At 67.6% G+C, this 18,744-nt stretch carries 15 protein-coding genes; 9 read left to right on the forward strand and 6 right to left on the reverse strand.

Annotated features, from left to right (window positions below; all coding sequences use genetic code 11):
* Nucleotides 1–4: 4 nt before the first annotated feature.
* The gene (locus tag QFZ65_RS05195; protein ID WP_306908673.1) at nucleotides 5–607 is read right to left on the reverse strand and encodes a TMEM175 family protein; all 603 of its coding nucleotides are present in this window, start codon (nucleotides 605–607) and stop codon (nucleotides 5–7) included.
* A gap of 209 nt (nucleotides 608–816) precedes the next feature.
* On the opposite strand from QFZ65_RS05195, the gene QFZ65_RS05200 reads away from it, so the two are divergent.
* The 4 genes from QFZ65_RS05200 (at nucleotide 817) to QFZ65_RS05215 (ending at nucleotide 5,149) form a co-directional block, all read left to right on the forward strand.
* On the forward strand, nucleotides 817–1,632 hold the full coding sequence (locus QFZ65_RS05200) for an MBL fold metallo-hydrolase (protein WP_306908675.1): 816 nt from the start codon (nucleotides 817–819) through the stop codon (nucleotides 1,630–1,632).
* 237 nt (nucleotides 1,633–1,869) lie between these two features.
* Nucleotides 1,870–3,078, forward strand: coding sequence for a MinD/ParA family protein (locus tag QFZ65_RS05205; RefSeq protein WP_306908677.1), 1,209 nt, complete (start codon nucleotides 1,870–1,872; stop codon nucleotides 3,076–3,078).
* Between the two features lie 58 nt (nucleotides 3,079–3,136).
* Nucleotides 3,137–3,874: a GAF and ANTAR domain-containing protein gene (locus tag QFZ65_RS05210; RefSeq protein WP_306908679.1), complete on the forward strand. Its 738-nt coding sequence runs from the start codon at nucleotides 3,137–3,139 to the stop codon at nucleotides 3,872–3,874.
* A 60-nt stretch (nucleotides 3,875–3,934) separates the two neighbouring features.
* Nucleotides 3,935–5,149 (forward strand): MFS transporter, encoded by a 1,215-nt coding sequence (locus tag QFZ65_RS05215; RefSeq protein ID WP_306908681.1) that lies wholly within the window; start codon nucleotides 3,935–3,937, stop codon nucleotides 5,147–5,149.
* A 102-nt stretch (nucleotides 5,150–5,251) separates the two neighbouring features.
* On the opposite strand, the gene QFZ65_RS05220 is transcribed toward QFZ65_RS05215, so the two are convergent.
* The gene (locus QFZ65_RS05220; protein WP_306908682.1) at nucleotides 5,252–6,469 is read right to left on the reverse strand and encodes an aminotransferase class I/II-fold pyridoxal phosphate-dependent enzyme; all 1,218 of its coding nucleotides are present in this window, start codon (nucleotides 6,467–6,469) and stop codon (nucleotides 5,252–5,254) included.
* Between the two features lie 72 nt (nucleotides 6,470–6,541).
* Nucleotides 6,542–7,438, reverse strand: a complete 897-nt coding sequence (locus tag QFZ65_RS05225) for a phosphatase PAP2 family protein (protein ID WP_306908684.1) — start codon at nucleotides 7,436–7,438, stop codon at nucleotides 6,542–6,544.
* Between the two features lie 54 nt (nucleotides 7,439–7,492).
* Here QFZ65_RS05225 and QFZ65_RS05230 point away from each other — a divergent pair, with 54 nt between their 5' ends.
* The 5 genes from QFZ65_RS05230 to menD all read left to right on the forward strand — a co-directional run bounded on the left by QFZ65_RS05230 (nucleotide 7,493) and on the right by menD (nucleotide 15,752).
* Nucleotides 7,493–8,863: a glycoside hydrolase family 32 protein gene (locus QFZ65_RS05230; protein ID WP_306908686.1), complete on the forward strand. Its 1,371-nt coding sequence runs from the start codon at nucleotides 7,493–7,495 to the stop codon at nucleotides 8,861–8,863.
* Nucleotides 8,864–8,940: 77 nt separating this feature from the next.
* A complete protein-coding gene (locus QFZ65_RS05235) occupies nucleotides 8,941–9,981 on the forward strand; it encodes an o-succinylbenzoate synthase (RefSeq protein ID WP_306912503.1) in 1,041 nt (346 codons plus the stop codon).
* A gap of 63 nt (nucleotides 9,982–10,044) precedes the next feature.
* Nucleotides 10,045–12,129, forward strand: coding sequence for a PhoX family phosphatase (locus QFZ65_RS05240; RefSeq protein ID WP_306908688.1), 2,085 nt, complete (start codon nucleotides 10,045–10,047; stop codon nucleotides 12,127–12,129).
* A 111-nt stretch (nucleotides 12,130–12,240) separates the two neighbouring features.
* On the forward strand, nucleotides 12,241–14,031 hold the full coding sequence (gene argS / locus QFZ65_RS05245; protein ID WP_306908690.1) for an arginine--tRNA ligase: 1,791 nt from the start codon (nucleotides 12,241–12,243) through the stop codon (nucleotides 14,029–14,031).
* Complete coding sequence (gene menD, locus QFZ65_RS05250; RefSeq protein ID WP_373427564.1) at nucleotides 14,028–15,752, forward strand: 2-succinyl-5-enolpyruvyl-6-hydroxy-3-cyclohexene-1-carboxylic-acid synthase; 1,725 nt, start codon at nucleotides 14,028–14,030, stop codon at nucleotides 15,750–15,752. Before argS ends, menD begins: the two co-directional genes overlap by 4 nt.
* A gap of 75 nt (nucleotides 15,753–15,827) precedes the next feature.
* On the opposite strand, the gene QFZ65_RS05255 is transcribed toward menD, so the two are convergent.
* From QFZ65_RS05255 to QFZ65_RS05265, 3 genes are read right to left on the reverse strand one after another with little or no spacing between them, the layout of a single operon-like run.
* Nucleotides 15,828–16,604, reverse strand: coding sequence for an amino acid ABC transporter ATP-binding protein (locus QFZ65_RS05255; RefSeq protein ID WP_306908692.1), 777 nt, complete (start codon nucleotides 16,602–16,604; stop codon nucleotides 15,828–15,830).
* Nucleotides 16,601–17,566 carry an amino acid ABC transporter permease gene (locus QFZ65_RS05260; RefSeq protein WP_306908694.1) on the reverse strand — a complete coding sequence of 322 codons (966 nt, stop codon included), beginning with the start codon at nucleotides 17,564–17,566 and terminating at the stop codon, nucleotides 16,601–16,603. Before QFZ65_RS05260 ends, QFZ65_RS05255 begins: the two co-directional genes overlap by 4 nt.
* 35 nt (nucleotides 17,567–17,601) lie before the next feature.
* Nucleotides 17,602–18,555, reverse strand: coding sequence for an ABC transporter substrate-binding protein (locus QFZ65_RS05265; protein WP_306908696.1), 954 nt, complete (start codon nucleotides 18,553–18,555; stop codon nucleotides 17,602–17,604).
* Between the last annotated feature and the right edge of the window lie 189 nt (nucleotides 18,556–18,744).

The raw sequence follows: 18,744 nt of genomic DNA on the forward strand, positions 1-18,744 counted from the left end.
TCCACTACTCCGTCGCCGAAAACCGCCGCGTCAGCCACGACACCGGCACCAGCAGCAGCCACACGAACGGCGTCAGGGCATTGAGGGCGAAGGCCGCCGGAATGGACACCAGGAAAACCGAGGCGCCGGCCACCCGGGCGTTGAGCACCTTCTGGTACCGGCGTGCGGCCGTCTCCCGGTCCATCAGGCCGGCGTGCTTCGCGTACCCCCAGATCGACGCCATGGTCAGGTAGACGGCCGCGATGTTGGCCGCGTAAAGAACGCTCGGCCAAGGGGTGGGGTCATCACCGTACTCGCTGAGCACCGACGTCGGGCCAGGCAGCATTGCGATGAAGAACAAGAGGGCGAAATTCAGCCGGCCCAGGTTCGTGTTGAAGCGCAGAATCCCCTCGAAGTCGGCGTGGTGGTGCATCCAGGTCCTGGCGATGATGAGGAAGGACAACGCGTACGCGAGCAGCTGCGGCAGCGCCGCCACCAGGGCATCGTCCAGCTCCTCCGCGTGGAGGCCGGTGGGCAGCTTCAGGTCCAGCGCCAGGAGCGTCAGCGCGATCGCAAAGACCGCATCGCTGAAGAACACCATCCGGTCCAGGGAGGTACCGGAATCCATCGTGAGCCACCTCCGGTCGTCGGGGAGGAAGAGGTGTAGCAACGGGAGTAGCCATAGGTTACACGCCCGCAGGGGCCTGAGGCGATGGCTTCCTCCTCGGGCTCCGGCGCCGGGCCCGCCTCCGGGAATTGCCCGCCGGCCGTGGGTAGAATCGAGGCCTGAACATCGCAATACCAAGGCGCTGAACAGCGTTGGAATATGGAGATTTCATGTCACGATGGCTCGAAGTCGGTCCGGACAACTACGTCCTGACAACGCAAGGATCCCTGCTCAATACGGGCCTGGTGATCGGCACGGAACGCGCCATGGTGATCGACACCGGCGGCGGCCCCAGGCAGGGACGCGAAATCCTGGCCGCCGTCCGGGAAAAGACCGATCGCCCCCTGGTGGTCGTCAACACCCACGCGCACTACGACCACTTTTTCGGCAACGCCGTTTTTGCTGACGACGGCGTCACAGAGTTCTGGGCGCACGAGAACTGCGCCGCCGAGATTGAAGAAAGCGGGGACAACCAGCGCCGTGCCGTCGCTGCCGAGGAGCCGGAGATGGCCGCCGGCGAAGGCGCCGACGTCGAACTGGTGGTTCCCAATGTGATCGTGAAGGACCAGCCGGTCCTGGTGGATCTCGGCGGCCAGACCGTCACTTTGTTCTACCTGGGCCGCGGCCACACCGACGGTGACCTTCTTGTTGGGACAGCCACAACGCTGTTCGTCGGTGACCTCGTGGAACAGGGCTCGCACCCCTCATTTGAGGACTCGTTTCCTGAGGAATGGGCGGGCGCGCTCCGGCAACTGTCAGCGCTGCGCCACCGGTACGAATTCCTGATCCCGGGCCATGGCGAGCCCTGCGGCGATCAGTTCGTCAAGACCATGGCCAACACCATGAGTACAGCGGTGCGGCAGGCGGTCCAGGCAACCCGGGAAACCCCCGATGACGCCACCAAGGCCATCCCGATCCTTCCTTACGGCCCTGAGCAGTCACGATGGTTCATCAAGCGGCTGCGGGAGACCCGGGCGCACCACTGACGCACGAAACCCTCCGGATGATAAGGCTGCTCACTTTCCTCGCCTAGACTTGCCCTTTGAACGACGTCAAACAAGCGCCGCAGCGTGCCCCGCTGTGAGTCCTGGGAGAAATCAAAGATGCCCGAATCGGTGGAAGACCATACCGCTGCCACTAATGACAACCCAGGGCAGCCTGGAACCCGCCGCCGGCGAGACTTGCGCCGAGCCGACGGCGAAGATGCTGCCCGGACAGGAACCATGCCGGTCGTCAATCCCCGCACCAGCTCCCCCGAACCCTTTCCGCCGAAGCGCCGCAGTTCATGGGCCGAAGCGGCAGAAGCCGCCGACGAACGCAATGCGTCTCCGGGCACCGGCTCCGTGCCCGTGATGGTGGCCGCAGCACCAGCCGCAACCGCGGCGCCAGGCGAAGGTCCGGCGCCGTTGCCGCCGGCACCCGAGACGGCGCCCGCCGTTCCCGCCCGGCCGGGCCGCTCCACCCGCACGGCCAGCCGGTCCGCTGCCCTGGCGGCGGGGCCGGCGCCGGACTTCATCAGCTCGCCCGGGCTCTTCGTCCGCGAGCAGAAGCCGAAGCCTGTCGGCGGCTTCCGCGGTGCCCTGTACCAGATGACCGGCGGCGGGATCAATCTTGGTCCGAGCGCACGCCAGCGCGAAGAGGACGAACTTGCCCGGCGCATCTCCCGGCAGCTTCAGGGCAGCTACAACACCGCCGTCCTGAGCCTCAAGGGCGGTATCGGCAAGACCTCGACCACCGTCGGCGTCGGACTGACCCTGGCGGAATTCCGCGGGGATCCGCCCTGTGCGATCGATGCGAACCCGGACTCCGGTGACCTCGTCGAACGCGCCTTGGGCGAAGGCATCTACCAGCAGCAGAGCCCGCGCACCATCACGGACCTGCTCCGCAACATCGAGTCGGTCGACTCCCTCACCGCCCTGGCCCGGTACATGCACCACGCGGGCAGGCTCCACCTGATCGCGGGGGAACAGGACCCCGAGGTTTCCGACTCGCTGACCGCCGAGGAGTACCTGCGGATCCGCAAACTCGTCTCCGGCTACTACTCGGTGGCCCTCACGGACTGCGGCACGGGCGTGACCCACAATGCCATGAAAGGCATCCTGCAGTCCGCGGACAACCTCATCATTGCCGCCGGCTATGCCGTCAGCGGCGCCAAGCGGGCGCGCAGCACGCTGCACTGGCTGGCCAGCCACGGCTACGAGGAACTGGCGCGCAACGCCGTCGTGGTCATCACGGACAAGGACGAGGTCTCCTCCCGGGTGGACAAGGACGCGATCGAGGACCACCTGTCCGGAATCTGCCGCCAGCTCATCGCCGTCCCGCACGACCGCGGGGTGGCCGACGGCGACCTCGTCACCCTGGATGTGCTCCGGCCGGAAACGCGGCGCGCCTACCGGGAAATCGCCGCGGCGATCGTCGACGGCTACGTCTAGCCCTGCGGGGCTGTCCCGGCACAGCGGTCCCGGACGAGGGACCGGTTACCATTTAGGGATGACAAACAACTACGCCGCGGACGAGGCAGTCCTGCAACTGCAGGACTTCCTCCTGGGTACCGGGACGGTTGAGGATTTCCTCAACCGTCTAGCGGAGTTCTCGGCGGAGACTCTGAGCCGGTCCGTCGGGGCCGACATCGAATGCGGTGTGACGCTGCAGCGCCGCAAACGGTCCGCGACGGTGGCGGGCAGCAGCGAGCGGGCACTCATGCTCGACCGGATCGAGCACGCCGTCGGTGACGGTCCCTGCATCCAGGCGCTGCGGACCAAAAAGGTGGTGGTGCTGGCCGACGTTGCGACGGATCCCCGCTGGCCGGTCTATCAGGCCGAACTCGCGGCCGCGGGATGCCACAGCACCTTGGGTGTACCGCTTGAAATAGGCGAGGATGCGTCTGCCGCTTTGAACTTTTTCGCCGCACACGCAGACACCTTCACCGAAGACAGTATCCAGGAAGCCGCAGGCTTCGCTGATCTCGCGGGACGGTCACTGCAGCTCGCGGTCCGGATCGGCACGGCACAGACCCGGGCCGAGGACCTGCAGGCCGCCATGGAAAACCGTACTTCGATCGACCTGGCCTGCGGCGTCGTGATGGCCCAGAACCGCTGTTCCCAGGAGGAGGCGATGCATATCCTCACCAGGGTCTCCAGCCACCGTAACCAGAAGCTCCGGGACGTTGCCGCCGATGTCCTCCGGAACCTCACCAAGGTTGAGGTCCGAACCCACTTCGAGGCCTGAGAGCGTCCGGCGGCGGGCCGCCGCGCGTCGGCCTATGCCGTCAGACCTAGGATGAAGGGGATGACCACCACACGCCCCGCCGCGTTCAGCCTCCGCAGCATTGCGGTTCCCGCCTTTGGCCCGGCCCTGCTTTTCAGTGTCGGGGAAGGCTTGATCCTTCCCGTCGTAGCGCTGTCCGCCCGGGATCTTGGCGCCTCCGTTGCCGTGGCCGCGCTGACCGTCACCCTGATCGGGCTGGGATCCTGGTTCTTCAACCTGCCGGCATCGCTCATCACTCTCAGGTTCGGGGAACGCTGGGCGATTGTGGGCGCAGCAGCCGCAAGCGCCGTCGCCCTGGCGGCCGCGGCCCTGTCCGCGTCACTGCCTGGAGGGCTCTGGCTGCTCGCCGCGGCGATGCTCGTGGTGGGGATGGCCGCCAGTGTCTTCAGCCTGGCCCGGCAGAAGTACCTCACTGAGGCCGTCCCGGTGGTTCTCCGGGCCCGGGCGCTGTCCACTCTCGGCGGCGTGAACCGGATCGGCATCTTCATCGGCCCGTTCATCGGCGCGGCGGTGATGCAGTTCGGCGGTATTCCGGGCGCCTACTGGGCCGGCGTCGTGGCCATGGCCGCCGCGGCAGCGCTGTCGGTGACCATTCCGGACCTCGTGGCAAAGCCCGTACCGTCCGACGGCGCGCCGCCGGAGCGGGCCACGATGCGCGGGATTGCTGCGTCCCATGCCGGGGTCTTCCTGACCCTCGGGATGGGCGTAATGCTGCTCAGTGCCCTGCGCGCCTCCCGCCAGGTCGTGATCCCGCTCTGGGCCGACCACCTGGGCATGGACGCGACCCAGGCTTCCCTCATCTACGGCCTCTCCGGTGCGATCGACATGCTGGTGTTCTATCCGGCCGGCAAACTGATGGACCGCAAGGGCCGGCAATGGGTCGCCGTCCCCTCGACCCTCATCATGGGCACGGCGATGCTGGTGATCCCGCTCAGCACCGGCTTTGTCGGCTTGCTCCTCGCCGCGCTTCTGATCGGCTTCGGCAACGGCATCAGTTCCGGCCTGATCATGACCCTCGGGGCGGACTTCTCACCGGACAACGGACGCGGGCAGTTCCTCGGCATCTGGCGTTTTTTGGCCGACACCGGTTCCACGGGCGGCCCCGTGCTGCTCTCGGCAGTCACTGCCGCAGCGTCGCTCGGTCCCGGCGTGGCGGCCACCGGCGTGCTTGGCTTCGCTGCCGCCGCTGTTTTCGGCATCACAATTCCGCGACTGAAGCACCGGCGGAACTACTGAAGACGCGGATTGCGGCATCAGGACAGAATACGGGCCGGTTGGCGGCGACGCTGGCCTGGGGCGCAGGAACGCGCCAGCTGATGTGCCGCTCACCGGGCCGCCCTAGTGATTGCGCGTCGCACCGGCCGCATCGGCGATCGCCGCCCCGAATAACGGCAGGCTGCGCCGGATCATGTCATCGCTTGCCGTCAGTGAGATGCGGAAAAACCCGGGGGTTTCGAACAGCGTGCCGGGCAACACGAACACCCCGTGCCGGGCGAGGACGGCAGTGAAGGCCTCGTCGTCGCCGGCAGGAGCGTGGACGAAGAGGTAGAAGGCGCCCTCGGGACGGTGCACCCGGTATCCCCTCTCCGTCAGCGCTTCCACCAGAAGATCGCGCCTGCGCTGGAGTTGCCCGACGTCGATGGAGAACTGCTCCAGCCGGGGCAGCGCATACTGCATCACGGCGTTCGGATAGATCCAGCCCATCGCCATCTGGAGCGTCGTAAGGGCCTCGCGCATCGCTCCGCGTTCAGGCATCGTCGGAGGCAGAGCCAGGTAACCGATACGTTGCCCAGGTGCCAGATGTGTCTTGCCGTAGGAATAGGCGAGAAGAGTATGCGGATAGTATTCCGCCGGGCTGTGGAACCTGGCGCCGTCATAGACAATCCTGTTGTAGGCCTCGTCCGAGAGCAGGTAGATCCGCCGCGCGTTACGGCGGCTAGCCTGCTCGAGCAGCTCGGCGAGGTCCTGCAGCAGGGAGGGTGGGTAGATCCTGCCGGTCGGATTGTTCGGCGTGTTGACCACCACCACGCGCGTCCGGGGCGTGAGGGCCGCCGAGATGGCCGCCAAGTCGAGATCGAACGTCTCGGGGTTGCACCGCACTTTTACCGGGACCAGGCCGGCCTCGATCACAAGCGGTTCATAAAAAAACCACGGCGGCAGAGTGAAGATGACCTCGTCACCGGGGTCCGCGACGGCCTTCAGCGCCAACGGGATGGCCGTGAAGCCGCCGGTGGTGAGGTGCACATCGGCGGGTTCGAAGGGGATTCCCAACAGATCCCGCAGGGAGCCTGCCGCCGCGGTCCGCGCCTCAGGCTCGTTCGACTTGTACCCGAACCATCCCTCGTCACGGGGAGTGAGTGCGTCCCTGAGCGCCTGTACGTAGGCCGGCTGCGGCATCTCATGGGGGTTGCCGAAGATGAAATCGCAGATGCCCGGCTCGCGCTGCCGGCGGGAGTACTCGGAGTCGCGGAGGAAGTCATTGATCCGGTGTTGCGAGGGTACGGACGCAAGGGTGGCGGCGCGTCGTGATACCGGAGATTTCCCAAGATCGCCCATGGCGATAATTCTGGACCCACCCCCTTCCGGTGTAAACGGGTCCGGCGCCTAACCGTCACCGCGACTGAGGCCTCAGCGCCGCGCTGCGCGGCGCCGTCGTGCCGCAAGCCCGAACAGCCACACTCCGAACACCGTCGCGAGGTATCCTGCGATCACTATGAGGGAGGTTCCGGCCCAAAAGTAATTGGTGGTGCTGCCTTCCTGGCCCGAGCCGGGGGCGATCTTCAGCAGCGAGTAGCCCGCGACGGCGGCCGAGGCGAGCCCTGCCAGCATCGGCAGGGCGAGCCACAGCCGGGACGCTCCAAAGTGTTCCCCGTACCCGGTCCAGACGTTCCACCGTGGCCCTGTGCGGATAATCAACCAGCCGGCCGGAAGCATGAACACCCCCACTACGAGGAAGGCAGCCACGACGTCGGCCGGGCGGTGCCACTGGTTGATGAGCGTGGACACCCCGGTGGCGACGGCGAAGCTGCCGCCGAGGAAACCGACCAGCGGCCGCCAGCGCGGCGAAACCACCAGGAATACGGCCGCGGCGGCGGACGCCGCGAGTGTCGTGTGGCCCGACGGCAGGGAATTCAGCTCCAGGGTCTCGATCCCGCGGTATGGCCGGACGGGTGCAAGGTCCTTGAGGATCTGGGTGGCAATGTTGGCGCCCACGCAGGCCCCGACCGCGATCCCCGCCGCCGTCCAGCGCCGCCGAAGGACGGTGACAAAGAGGACGACGACGGTGGCGATCAGCACGGACGCGGCGGGCAGCCAGTCGAGCAGTTTGGTCGCCGCTTTGCCCGCAGTGCCGTGGATCGCGACCGCCTCGACGAGCGCCGATTCGTCGATGAACTGCCCGGTGGTCGTGCGGACAAAGAAAAAGTAGGTGGCCGCCAGGGCGGCGAGGCAGGCAAGCGTGGCGAGGACGAACACGGCTGCAAGGGCCTTGCCGGGCTGGTTTGTGCGTTCCTGACGAAAATCCATCGCTAACAGGTTCCCATAGAACTCTGCGAGGTGCCTGAGGCGTATGGTGTGGCCATGGACACCGTGGTGAATTCCCCGGACCCCGCCTTTCCACGCTTCCATGCCCGCCCTGCGAAGGGCTGGATCAGCGATCCGTGCGGGCTCACCTACGCCGGCGGCCGCTACCACGTCTTCTTCCAGTTCAACCCGGACTCCGCCCGCCACTCCGGCATCCGCTGGGGGCACCTGAGCTCCCCGGACCTGGTTCGCTGGGATGAGGAACCGGTTGCGCTCACGCCGCAACCGGGCGGTCCGGACGCGCTCGGCTGCTGGACCGGAGTGGTGACGGACGACGACGGCGTCCCCACCGCCGTCTATTCCGGCGGCGGGTCCGGGGACGGAAGAGCGCCGGTCCTCCTGGCGCGGGGCTCCCGGGACCTAACCACGTGGACGCAGGACGGCCACGTTGCGGCGGACATGCCGCCGGACCCCCAGGTGACCGCGGTGCGCGACCCGTTCCTCTTCCGCTTCCGGGGCCGGCGCTACGCACTCCAAGGCGCAGGACTGGGAACGGGCCGGGCGGCTGTGCTGCTCTACGGCGTGGACGATCCCCGGAACTGGACATATGAAGGCATCTGGTTCAGCTCCGACCATCCGCTCGCCGCCAAGCATCTGCCTTCGGACATCTGGGAATGCCCCCAGCTGGTCCGCGTACCCGATTCCTCCGGGGCGGAAACCTGGCTGCTGATGGCATCGTTATGGCTTTCCGGCGACCTCCACGAACATGCCAACGGAGTGGGCTATCTCCTCGGTTTGGTCGTCCCCGGCATTGCCGGCCTGCCGGTCTTCACTCCGGAAGCAGGGGGAAGAGCGGACCTGGGCCGGGAGTTCTATGCGCCCCAGATCCTCGCACTGCCCGAACGGACCCTGCTCTGGGGCTGGGCCCCGGAAGCGGCGGGCAGCGAAGGGCGGCCGGGCCGCAGCCGGGCGGACACTGATGACGCCGGCTGGGCTGGCATCCTGACCTTGCCGCGGGAGCTCTCCGTCCACGGCGGCACGCTCGCAGTGGAGCCGGCAGCGGAACTCCAGGCGTACCGCGGCACGCGGCTGTATGCCGGCGCCGCCGGAACCCTGCCACTGCCCCGGTACGCCGAGGCGCGCGTCACCGGCGGTGAAGGCCGGATCCGGCTTACCCTCCGCTCCACCCGGCACACTGTTGGTATCCAACGCACAGTAGCCACCCAACGCACTGTGTTGACCGAAGAAGTAGCCGGTGGTGACGAGTTCAGGATCTTCCTCGATGCCTCGATCGTAGAGGCGTACCGGCACCGCTCAGTACCGACGACCGTTCGTGTGTACCCCGAAGCGGGTGAGGTGTGGCAGCTCGAATTGCCGCACGGGGCGTCCGCCGATGCCTGGGAACTCCGTCATCCGGAGCCGACGTAGCCGCCCGGTAGAGTGGCAACATGCCCAGCAATGCGTCCCCGCGCTCGCCGGAACCGCCCCCCGGCGCAGCCGTTCCCATGGGCGCAGCCATTCCCGGGGCGGGACGGCTTCCCGGGCTGGACGAACTCCTCGACGCCGCCCATGTGGTGAGCCTGCCGATGCGCGTGAAGTTCCGCGGCATCCTCCACCGCGAAGCCCTGCTGCTGGAAGGGCCGCTCGGGTGGGCGGAATTCTGCCCCTTTCCCGAATACGGTGATGCGGAGGCATCGCGCTGGTTCGCGTCCGCCCTGGAAGCCGGCTGGCAGGGTTTCCCCGAGCCGCTGCGCGCGAGCATCCCGGTCAACGCCACCGTCCCCGCGGTTTCGGCAGACAGGGTGCCGGAGATTCTCGCCCGCTTCGGCCGGGTGGACGCCGTCAAGGTCAAGGTCGCCGAGCGCGGCCAGAGCCTGGCGGACGACGTTTCCCGCGTCGCCGCAGTCCGGGAAGCCCTGCCGGATGCCAAAGTCCGGGTGGACGCGAACGGCGGCTGGGACGTCCCGTCGGCCGTCGACGCGCTGACGCGGCTCGCCGACGTCGGACTCGAATACGCCGAACAGCCGGTGCCCGAAATCGCCGGCCTCGCGGAGGTGCGGCGCCGCCTGCGCTCGGCGGGGACCCCGCTGCTCATTGCGGCGGACGAAAGCGTGCGCAAGGAGGAGGACCCGCTGAAGGTGGCGCGTGCCGGGGCCGCGGACCTGATCGTGGTGAAGGTGGCCCCGCTCGGGGGAGTACGCCGCGCCCTGGAGATCGTGGCGCAGGCCGGCCTGCCCGCCGTCGTCAGTTCCGCCCTCGACACCTCGGTCGGCATCCGGGCCGGGCTGGCGCTGGCCGCGGCCCTTCCCGATCTGCCGTACGCGTGCGGACTCGGCACCGTGTCGCTGCTGGCGGCCGATGTCACCCGTGATCCGCTGGTGCCGGACGACGGCGCCATCCGGGTCCGCGAGGTCTCAGCAGACCCCGCACTGCTGGCGGAGCACGCCGCCGCCCCGGAGCGCCGGGACTGGTGGCTGGACCGGCTGCGGCGCGTCCATGCGGAATATATAAAATCACTGGAGTTCACCGGATCTTCATCCGGGTGACGGCTCTCGGTTGATATCGGGTGACACGGTGGGCAGGCACATCCCACCCTTGGAAGGTCTCCCATGTCTGTCATCCCCGGCCGCAAATTCGCCCTGCTTCCCATGCTCGGGCACACCAAAGGCAAGCGCAGCCCCGTCACCTGTGCCCTGAAGTGCGACAACGCCTGCTCCGGCGACGTCTGCAACACCAGCTCCAACGATTACTTCCGGGACATCGCTTCGACCGCCATGTCGCGCCGCGCGGTCCTGGGCTTCGGGGCAGCGGGAGCGCTCGCCGTCGCGTTCGGTGGCGGGCTCACGGCGGCAGAGCCCGCGGTGGCCGACGGTGGTCCGGGCCTCGCAGCGGCCGCCAAGAACGGCTTCGGCCGTTCCAAGCTCAGCTTCGCGGCCATCCCGGCGGTGGACGCCGCCGTCGACACCTTCACTGTGCCGGCCGGGTTCGGTTGGCGGCCGGTCATCCGCTGGGGTGACCCGCTGTTCAACGACGCACCGGACTTTGACCTCAACAGCCAGACCCCCGCTGCTCAGGCGCGGCAGTTCGGCTACAACAATGACTACACGGACATCCTCGAGGTTCCGGGCAGCAAGGGGCGCCGCGCCCTCCTGTTCGCCAACCACGAGTACACCAACGAGACCATCATGTTCCCGCCCTCACTGCCCGCGGCCCAGGTCCGGGCCGTGGCCGCCGCCGCCCACGGGCTGACCGTCGTCGAGTTGGAACGCCGAAACAAGAACCAGCCCTGGACCTACGTCAAGGGCGCCCCGCTCAACCGCCGGTACCTCATCGACACCACCTACGAGCTGACCGGCCCGGTTGCCGGCTCAGCCCTGGTCCGCACGGCAGCCGACCCGGCCGGCCGCTCGATCCGCGGGACGTTGGGCAACTGTTCCGGCGGCACCACGCCGTGGGGCACCGTCCTCTCCGGCGAGGAAAACTTCAACGGCTACTTTGTCTCCCCGGGCACGTCCGCGGCGGACAAGCGGTACGGGCTCACCAACAAGCCCACCGCGCGGCAGTGGGAACTGGATGATCCCCGCTTCAACACCAACAATGCCGGTTACGAGAATGAGGCCAACCGCTTCGGCTGGATCGTAGAAGTGGACCCCTTTAATCCCACCTCCACGCCGAAAAAGCACTCCGCGCTGGGCCGCTTCAAGCATGAGGGCGCCAACGTGATCGTGGCCAAGTCCGGGCACGTTGTGGCGTACATGGGCGATGACGAGCGCTTCGACTACTTGTACAAGTTCGTCTCCGCCGGAACCTACCGCGAAGGAGACCGCGCGCACAACATGACCCTCCTGTCCGAGGGCAACCTGTACGTCGCCAAGTTCACGGGCAGCTCGCCGGCCCTGCAGCTGGACGGCAGCGGCGCCGTGCCTTCCGACGGCGGCTTCGACGGCACCGGCCAGTGGCTGCCGCTGGTGGTGGACGGCAAGTCTGCGGTGGCAGGAATGTCGGTCGAGGAAGTCCTTGTCTACACGCGGCTGGCCGCGGACAAGGTCGGGCCCACCAAGATGGACCGCTGCGAGGACGTGCAGCCCAGCCTGCACACCGGCAAGGTCTACGTCGCCTGCACCAACAACTCGGACCGCGGCAACTTCGGCAAGGAGGGCGCCACCGAGGTCAACCCGCGCAACAACAACCGGAATGGGCACATCGTCGAGATCACCGAGACCGGCGACCAGGCATCCACCGCTTTCACCTGGAACCTCCTGATGGTCTGCGGCGACCCGGCCCAGGGCGATGCCACCTACTTCTCCGGCTTTCCGGTGGACCAGGTCTCACCCATCTCCTGCCCGGACAACCTCGCGTTCGACTCCGTTGGCAACCTCTGGATCTCCACCGACGGGGCCCCGTCGAGCACCGGCAAGGCGGACGGGCTGTTCAAGGTCACCCTGGACGGCCCGGAGCGCGGCCGGGTGGAGCAGTTCCTCGCCGTCCCGCGCGATGCAGAAACCTGCGGGCCCGTCATCCACGACGACGAACGCTCGGTCTTCGTCTCCGTGCAGCACCCGGGCGAGGACGGCTCTTTCGACGCGCAGCTCTCCTTCTTCCCGGACTACGTGGAGGCCGGCGCAAAGCCCGGGCCCGGCCAGGTCCGGGCGCCGCGCCCGTCCGTCGTGCAGGTCTTCCGCACCGACGGCTGACCCTCCTTGGGCAACGCTCCCTCACCTCCCGCCGCCACGACGGCGGAAGGCGGGGAGCGTTCGGGCCCGGCCGAAACTGATAATTTGAACAGTGTGAATAATCCGGCCGAAATGGTTGTCCCCAGAGTCCAGGCAGCGATCGCCAGCGCCTTCGGCGAAGAGTACCGCGGGACGGATCCGGTGGTCCGGCCCTCCCAGTTTGCGGACATCCAGATCAACGCCGCCATGGCGCTGGCCAAGAAGGTGGGGATGCCGCCGCGGGAAGCCGCCGCGAAGATCGTCGATGCCCTCGACCTGGACGGCATCTGCACCGGCGTCGAGATCTCCGGGCCCGGCTTCATCAACCTCACCTTCGACGGGACCTGGATCGAGGAGCTGCTCAACGACGAAGCCACCGCCGCCGCCGCGGGTGGCGCGGCGCCGGTCGTGCCGTCCCGGCAGCCGCGCCGGGTCGTCGTCGACTATTCCTCCCCCAACGTGGCCAAGGAGATGCACGTCGGCCACCTGCGCACCACCGTCGTGGGTGACAGCCTCGTCAAGGTGCTCGAGGCCCTCGGGGACACCGTCATCCGGCAGAACCATATCGGCGACTGGGGCACCCCGTTCGGCATGCTGATCGAGCACTGGCTCGAAATCGGGGAGGACTCACCCGAGGCGGCACTGCTGGTTGAGGACCCGAGCGCCTTCTACCAGGCTGCCCGCGCCAAGTTCGACGCCTCCGCCGCCGAGGACGACGGTTTCGCCACCAGGGCCCGGCTCCGCGTGGTTGCCCTGCAGGGCGGCGACGAGGAAACGTTCGCCGTCTGGCAGCGGCTGGTCGCCCAGTCCAAGCGGTACTTCAACGCCATCTACGGCACGCTCGGCATCAGCCTCACCGATGACCACATCGCCGGTGAAAGCTCCTACGACGCTCATCTGGCACAGCTGTGCCAGGAGCTTGAGGGCTTGGGGATCGCCCGCGTCAGCGACGGCGCGCTCTGCACCTTCCCCGCCGGGTTCACCGGGCGCGACGGCCAGCCGCTGCCGCTCATCATCCGCAAGTCCGACGGCGGTTACGGTTACGGCACCACCGACCTCGCCACCATCCGGTACCGGGTCCGCGACCTGCAGGCGGACCGGATCCTCTACGTCGTGGGCGCCCCGCAGAACGTGCACCTGCGAATGGTCATGGCAACGGCCCGCGACGCCGGCTGGCTGCCCGACACCGTGGAAGCCGTGCATGTGCAGATCGGCAACGTGCTGGGGGAGGACGGGAAGATCCTGAAGTCCCGTTCGGGTGCCCCCGTCAAGCTCATGGCCCTCCTGGCGGAAGCCGTGGACCGTGCCCGTGCCGTGATCGACGCGAGCCGCCCGGAGCTGACCGAGGAGGAGCGCGCCGTGACCGCCCGGCAGGTGGGTATCGGCGCCGTCAAATACGCGGACCTGTCCGTGGGACACGACACCGAATACGTCTTTGACTTCGACCGCATGCTGGCCCTCAGCGGCAACACGGGACCTTATGTGCAGTATGCCGCGGCGCGGATCCGCTCGATCCTGCGCAAGGCCGGAGTGCTGGAGCAGCACACGGCCGCCGCGGGAACGGCCACCGCCGGTACGGAAGCCGGCGGCGGCACGCCGGCAACCGCGATCGCCGTCGTCGAACCCGCCGAACGTTCCCTTGCCCTGCACCTGCTGGAGTACGGCGCCACGCTCAGCCGGGTGGGCGAGCTGCTCGAGCCGCACCGGCTGTCCACGTATCTGTTCGAGCTCGCGCAGCTCTTCACGGCCTTCTACGATCAGTGCCCCGTCCTGAAGGCCGAGGAACCGGTCCGGGACTCACGGCTGGCCCTGTGTGCCCTGGTGCTGCTCCGGCTCTCCGGAGGCCTGGAGCTGCTTGGCATCGAGACGCCGGAGAACATGTGAGTACCGGCGAACATGTGAGTACGGCCGGCGGACTCGGCGCGCTGGACGCCGCCCGCATCGCCGTCGCGGCGCTGCTGGACGGCGGGGTGCGCGTGGTGGTCGTGGCACCCGGCTCGCGGTCAGCGCCCATGGCCTACGCCCTCGCCGAGGCCGACGCCGCCGGACGCGTGGAGCTGCTGGTCAGGATCGACGAGCGATCCGCCGGCTTCACCGCCCTCGGACTCGCCCTGGCCACCGGGGCCCCGGCCGCCGTGCTGACCACTTCCGGAACCGCCGTCGGAAACCTGATGCCGGCCGTCATGGAGGCCAACCACGCCGCCGTGCCGCTGGTGGTCCTCTCGGCGGACCGGCCCGAGGAACTCAGGGGCACCGGGGCCAACCAGACGACACTGCAGCTGGACCTTTTCGGGGAGCATGTGCGTTTCGCCGTCGACGTCCCCGCCGGTACCGACCCGCAGCGCGCGGTGGAGACCGCACTGAGCGCTGCCACCGGAGCCTTCGAGGGCACCCCGCCCGGGCCTGTGCAGCTCAATCTGGCGTTCCGCGACCCTTTGGTGCCGAGTCCGGGGGAGAAGCTCCCGCCCGAGTCCGGCCGCCGCGTGTACCGGGCGGCCGGCAGTCCCTTGGTCCTGGAGTTTCCGCCCGCCTCCGGTGAACTTCCCAAGCGGCGCACAGTGGTTCTGGCCGGCCACGACGCCGGCCCCGTCGCCGAGGCGTTTGCCCGCGCCCACGGCCTGCCGCTGCTTGCCGAGCCCTCCTCCGGTGCCCGCTTCGGGCCGAACGCGGTGGGACCCTACCGGCTGCTGCTGGACCACTTCGGGCCGGAGTCGGCGCAACCGATCGAGCGTGTGGTGCTCTTCGGCCGGCCCACCCTCTCCCGGCCCGTGAGCGCCCTGCTGGCCCGCGCCGATGTCCCCTCGGCCCTGTACCAGCCCGTCCCGGTGGCCTGGTACGAACCCGGCCGGCGCACCGAACTGCCGCTGGACAACCTGACCGATCTGGCGGACTTCGCCGGGCGGGGGTCCGTTGCCTGGCTTGATGCCTGGCTACTCGCCGGTGCCGCCGCGCAGCACACCGTCGACTCCGTGCTGGCCGAAAGCGGCGCCGCCACCGGTCCGTCGGTGGGGGCTTTGGTCTGGCAGCACTCAACCGGGCAGCTGGTACTGGGGTCCTCCAACGGCATCCGCGACGTGGACCTCGCCGGCGCGCCGCCGCCCGAACCCCGGGCCAGCGTTTTCGCCAACCGCGGCCTCGCCGGAATCGACGGGACCATCTCCACCGCCACCGGCATCGCCCTTGGCGGACGGCAGGACACGACCGTCCTGCTGGGCGACGTCACCTTCCTGCACGACGCCGGCGGTCTCCTGCTCGGCGCCGGGGAAGCCGAGCCCGGTCTGCGGATCGTGGTCCTCAACGATGCCGGCGGTGCCATCTTTGGGCTCCTGGAGCACGGCGCGGTCGAGGTTTCCGGCCGGTACGGGAACGCCGTCGAACGTCTCTTCGGCACTCCCCACTCCGTGGACCTTGCCGCCCTCGCCGCGGCCTACGGCGTTCCGCACCGCCGGGTGAGCACTACGGCGGAGCTCGGCGCAGCGCTGGCCGAGCCATGGCAGGGCCGCGGCATCATCGAGGTGCGCACCGACCGGCACGGGCTCCGCGACCTGCACGGGCGCATCCGCACGGCTGTGTCCGCCGCGGTGACAGGGGTCCTCGGGCAGTAGCAGGGTACAAAAACAAAACAGCCGCTACGTTGATCCACGTAGCGGCTGTTCTATGGATTGCGCAAACGTTCCCGCCTACAGCACCCGGCTCAGGAATTCCTTGGTGCGGGCGTGCTGCGGGTTCGAGAGCACCTCACGAGGGTCGCCCGACTCTACGACGACGCCGCCGTCCATGAACGTCAGCCGGTCGCCCACCTCGCGGGCAAAACCAATCTCATGGGTCACGACAATCATGGTCATGCCGGATTTTGCGAGGTCCTTCATGACGTTCAGGACATCGCCCACAAGCTCCGGGTCCAAAGCGGAGGTGGGCTCATCGAAGAGCATCAGCTCCGGGTCCATGGCCAGGGCCCTGGCGATGGCCACGCGCTGCTGCTGCCCGCCGGACAGCTGCGAAGGGTAGTGGCCGGCGCGGTCCGCCAGCCCGACCCGGTCCAGCAGCTCCAGAGCCCGCTTCCGGGCAGCATCCCGCGGCTGGCCCTTGACCTGGACCGGGGCTTCCATGATGTTCTGCAGCGCCGTCTTGTGCGGGAAGAGATTGAAGCGCTGGAACACCATGCCGATCTCGCGCCGCTGCGCTGCGATCTCCTTGGCCTTCAGATCGTGCAGGCGGCCCTTGACCTCGCGGTAGCCGATGAGCTCGCCGCCCACGGAGATACGCCCGGCGCTGATCGTTTCCAGCAGGTTCACGCAGCGGAGCATCGTGGACTTGCCGGAACCGGAAGGGCCGATCACCACTGACACTTCACCCTGGTTGACGGTCAGGTCGATCCCGCGGAGCACGTGGTGGTGCCCGTAGAACTTGTGGAGACCTTCGATCTTGACCAGCGCGTTCTGGGTTGTCACGGTCATTTCGCCTCCTCCTCGGGGACGTCCATATGCAGGGCACCCTGGGCGTCGCTGTGCGCAACCGCCGCGGAGGCCTTGGCAGCTGCCGGGTTTACCGCAGCCGGAGCCAGGTTGTCCACGCCCTTGCCGTAATACGCCTCGATGAAGTGCTGGCCGACCATCAGGATGCTGGTGATGACGAGGTACCAGATGGCCGCCACAATCAGCAGCGGCACCGGCAGGTACGTCCGGTTGGCCAGGGTGTTCGTGGCGAAGGTCAGGTCCAGGGTGAACGGCACGGCGAGCACCAGCGAGGTGGTCTTCAGCATGCCGATGGTTTCATTGCCGGTCGGCGGCACGATCACGCGCATGGCCTGCGGCAGGATGATCCGCCACATGATCTTGGTCTTGCCCATGCCCAGCGCTTCAGCGGCTTCCATCTGGCCGCGGTCCACGGACTTGAGGCCCGCCCGGAAGATTTCGGCCAGGTAGGCGGATTCGTTGAGGCCCAGGCCCAGGATCGCCGCAACGGTGGCGTTGACAATGGTGCTCGTATCCATGCTGAAGAGCTCGGGACCAAACGGGACGCCGGCGCTGATCTTCGGATACAGAACGGAAATCAAGCCCCAGAAGACCAGCTGGGTGTACACGGGGGTGCCGCGGAAGAACCAGACCCAGACCCAGCTGGACCAGCGGAAGACCGGATTGTCGGACTGCCGCATGAAAGCCAGCAGGATGGCCAGGACGATGGCCAGAACCATGGACGCCACCGTCAGCAGCAGGGTCCAGCCAACGCCCTGGACCACCTTGACGTCCAGGATGTAGGTGCCCACGATGTCCCAGCGGAAGTTGCTGTTCGTTACCAGGGACTGCAGGAACACGGCCACGAAGCCGAGGATAACCACGGCGCTGATCCACCGGCCGGGGTGCCGCACCGGTACGGACTTATTGAGTACCGGTGCGGCGTTTTCCTGCTGACGTTCCATCGCTACACCTGATGGTTGGTGGGTGGCGGGAAGACTCAAGACGCGGCCGCCGGGTTGACCTCGGACTTGGTGATGGCGCCTTCGGCGTTGCCCCAGCCCTCAAGGATCTTCTTGTAGGACCCGTCCTCGATCAGCTTGGTCACCGTCTTCTGGATGACGTCGGCAAGGGCGGTGTCCGACTTCGCAACGGCGATACCCTGCGGGGCGGCATCGTAGACGTCGCCGAGCTTCTCCAGCTGGCCGTTGGTCTGGGTCAGCGCGTAGCCGATGATGGGGGAGTCGGCCGCCATGGCATCGATGCTGCCGTTGACAAGGCGGGTGGTGACGTCCGTCTGGTTCTTGAGCGTGACGATGTCGATGGGCTTCTTGCCTTCAGCGGCGCACTTCTTGTTCCGGTCGGACAGGTCCGGGTCTTCCTGGACGGTGCCGGTCTGGACGCCGATCGACTTGCCGCAGACGTCGTCGAGGGAGAACTTCTTCGGGTTGCCCTTCTGGACTGCCCAGGTGGTGCCGGCCTTGAAGTAGCTGACCATGTTCACGGCGCCGAGGCGCTCATTGTTAATGGTGAACGAGGACATGCCGATGTCGTATTTCGGGCCCAGCGCCGGAAGGATGCCGGTGAATTCTGCCGTCTGCACCTGCACCTTGAGTCCCAGGGTCGCGCCGATGGCTTTGGCGAGGTCAACGTCGTAGCCCACGGGGGTCTGGCCGTCATTGCCCAGGAATTCCGCGGGGGCGTAGCTCGTGTCCGAGCCCACGGTCAGCGTTCCCTTGGACTTGATGGCCGCGGGGACCATGGCCGCCAGGGAGTCGTCTTTCTGGACCGTCGCGGGGTCGAAGCTTGCTTTGGCGCTGCCGGAGGGCGTGGCTGCGCCTCCTGTGCCCGTCTCGGAGGCGTTGGTGCAGGCCGAGAGGGCCAGTGCACCGGCGGCAAGTACGACGGCGGCCTTGAGCGTGGTGTTGCTCAGGAGCGAACGGGAGATCTGCATTTTTCTTACCTTTTGTTGCAGGGGATGCGAGAACTAAGACGAGTTATAGTGTATCGCCGAACAAGAGATGTACGTCACAGAAAACTTACATTCACTATTGGATAACTATATCCACGCCGAATGCAAGCGGTACGGGGGCAGGCTGTCTGGGATCCCGGATCCGCCTGCCCCTCAGGTCAGGGGGTGGCA

It is taken from the genome of Arthrobacter sp. B3I9 (assembly GCF_030816935.1).
In the GTDB taxonomy this organism is placed as follows: domain Bacteria; phylum Actinomycetota; class Actinomycetes; order Actinomycetales; family Micrococcaceae; genus Arthrobacter.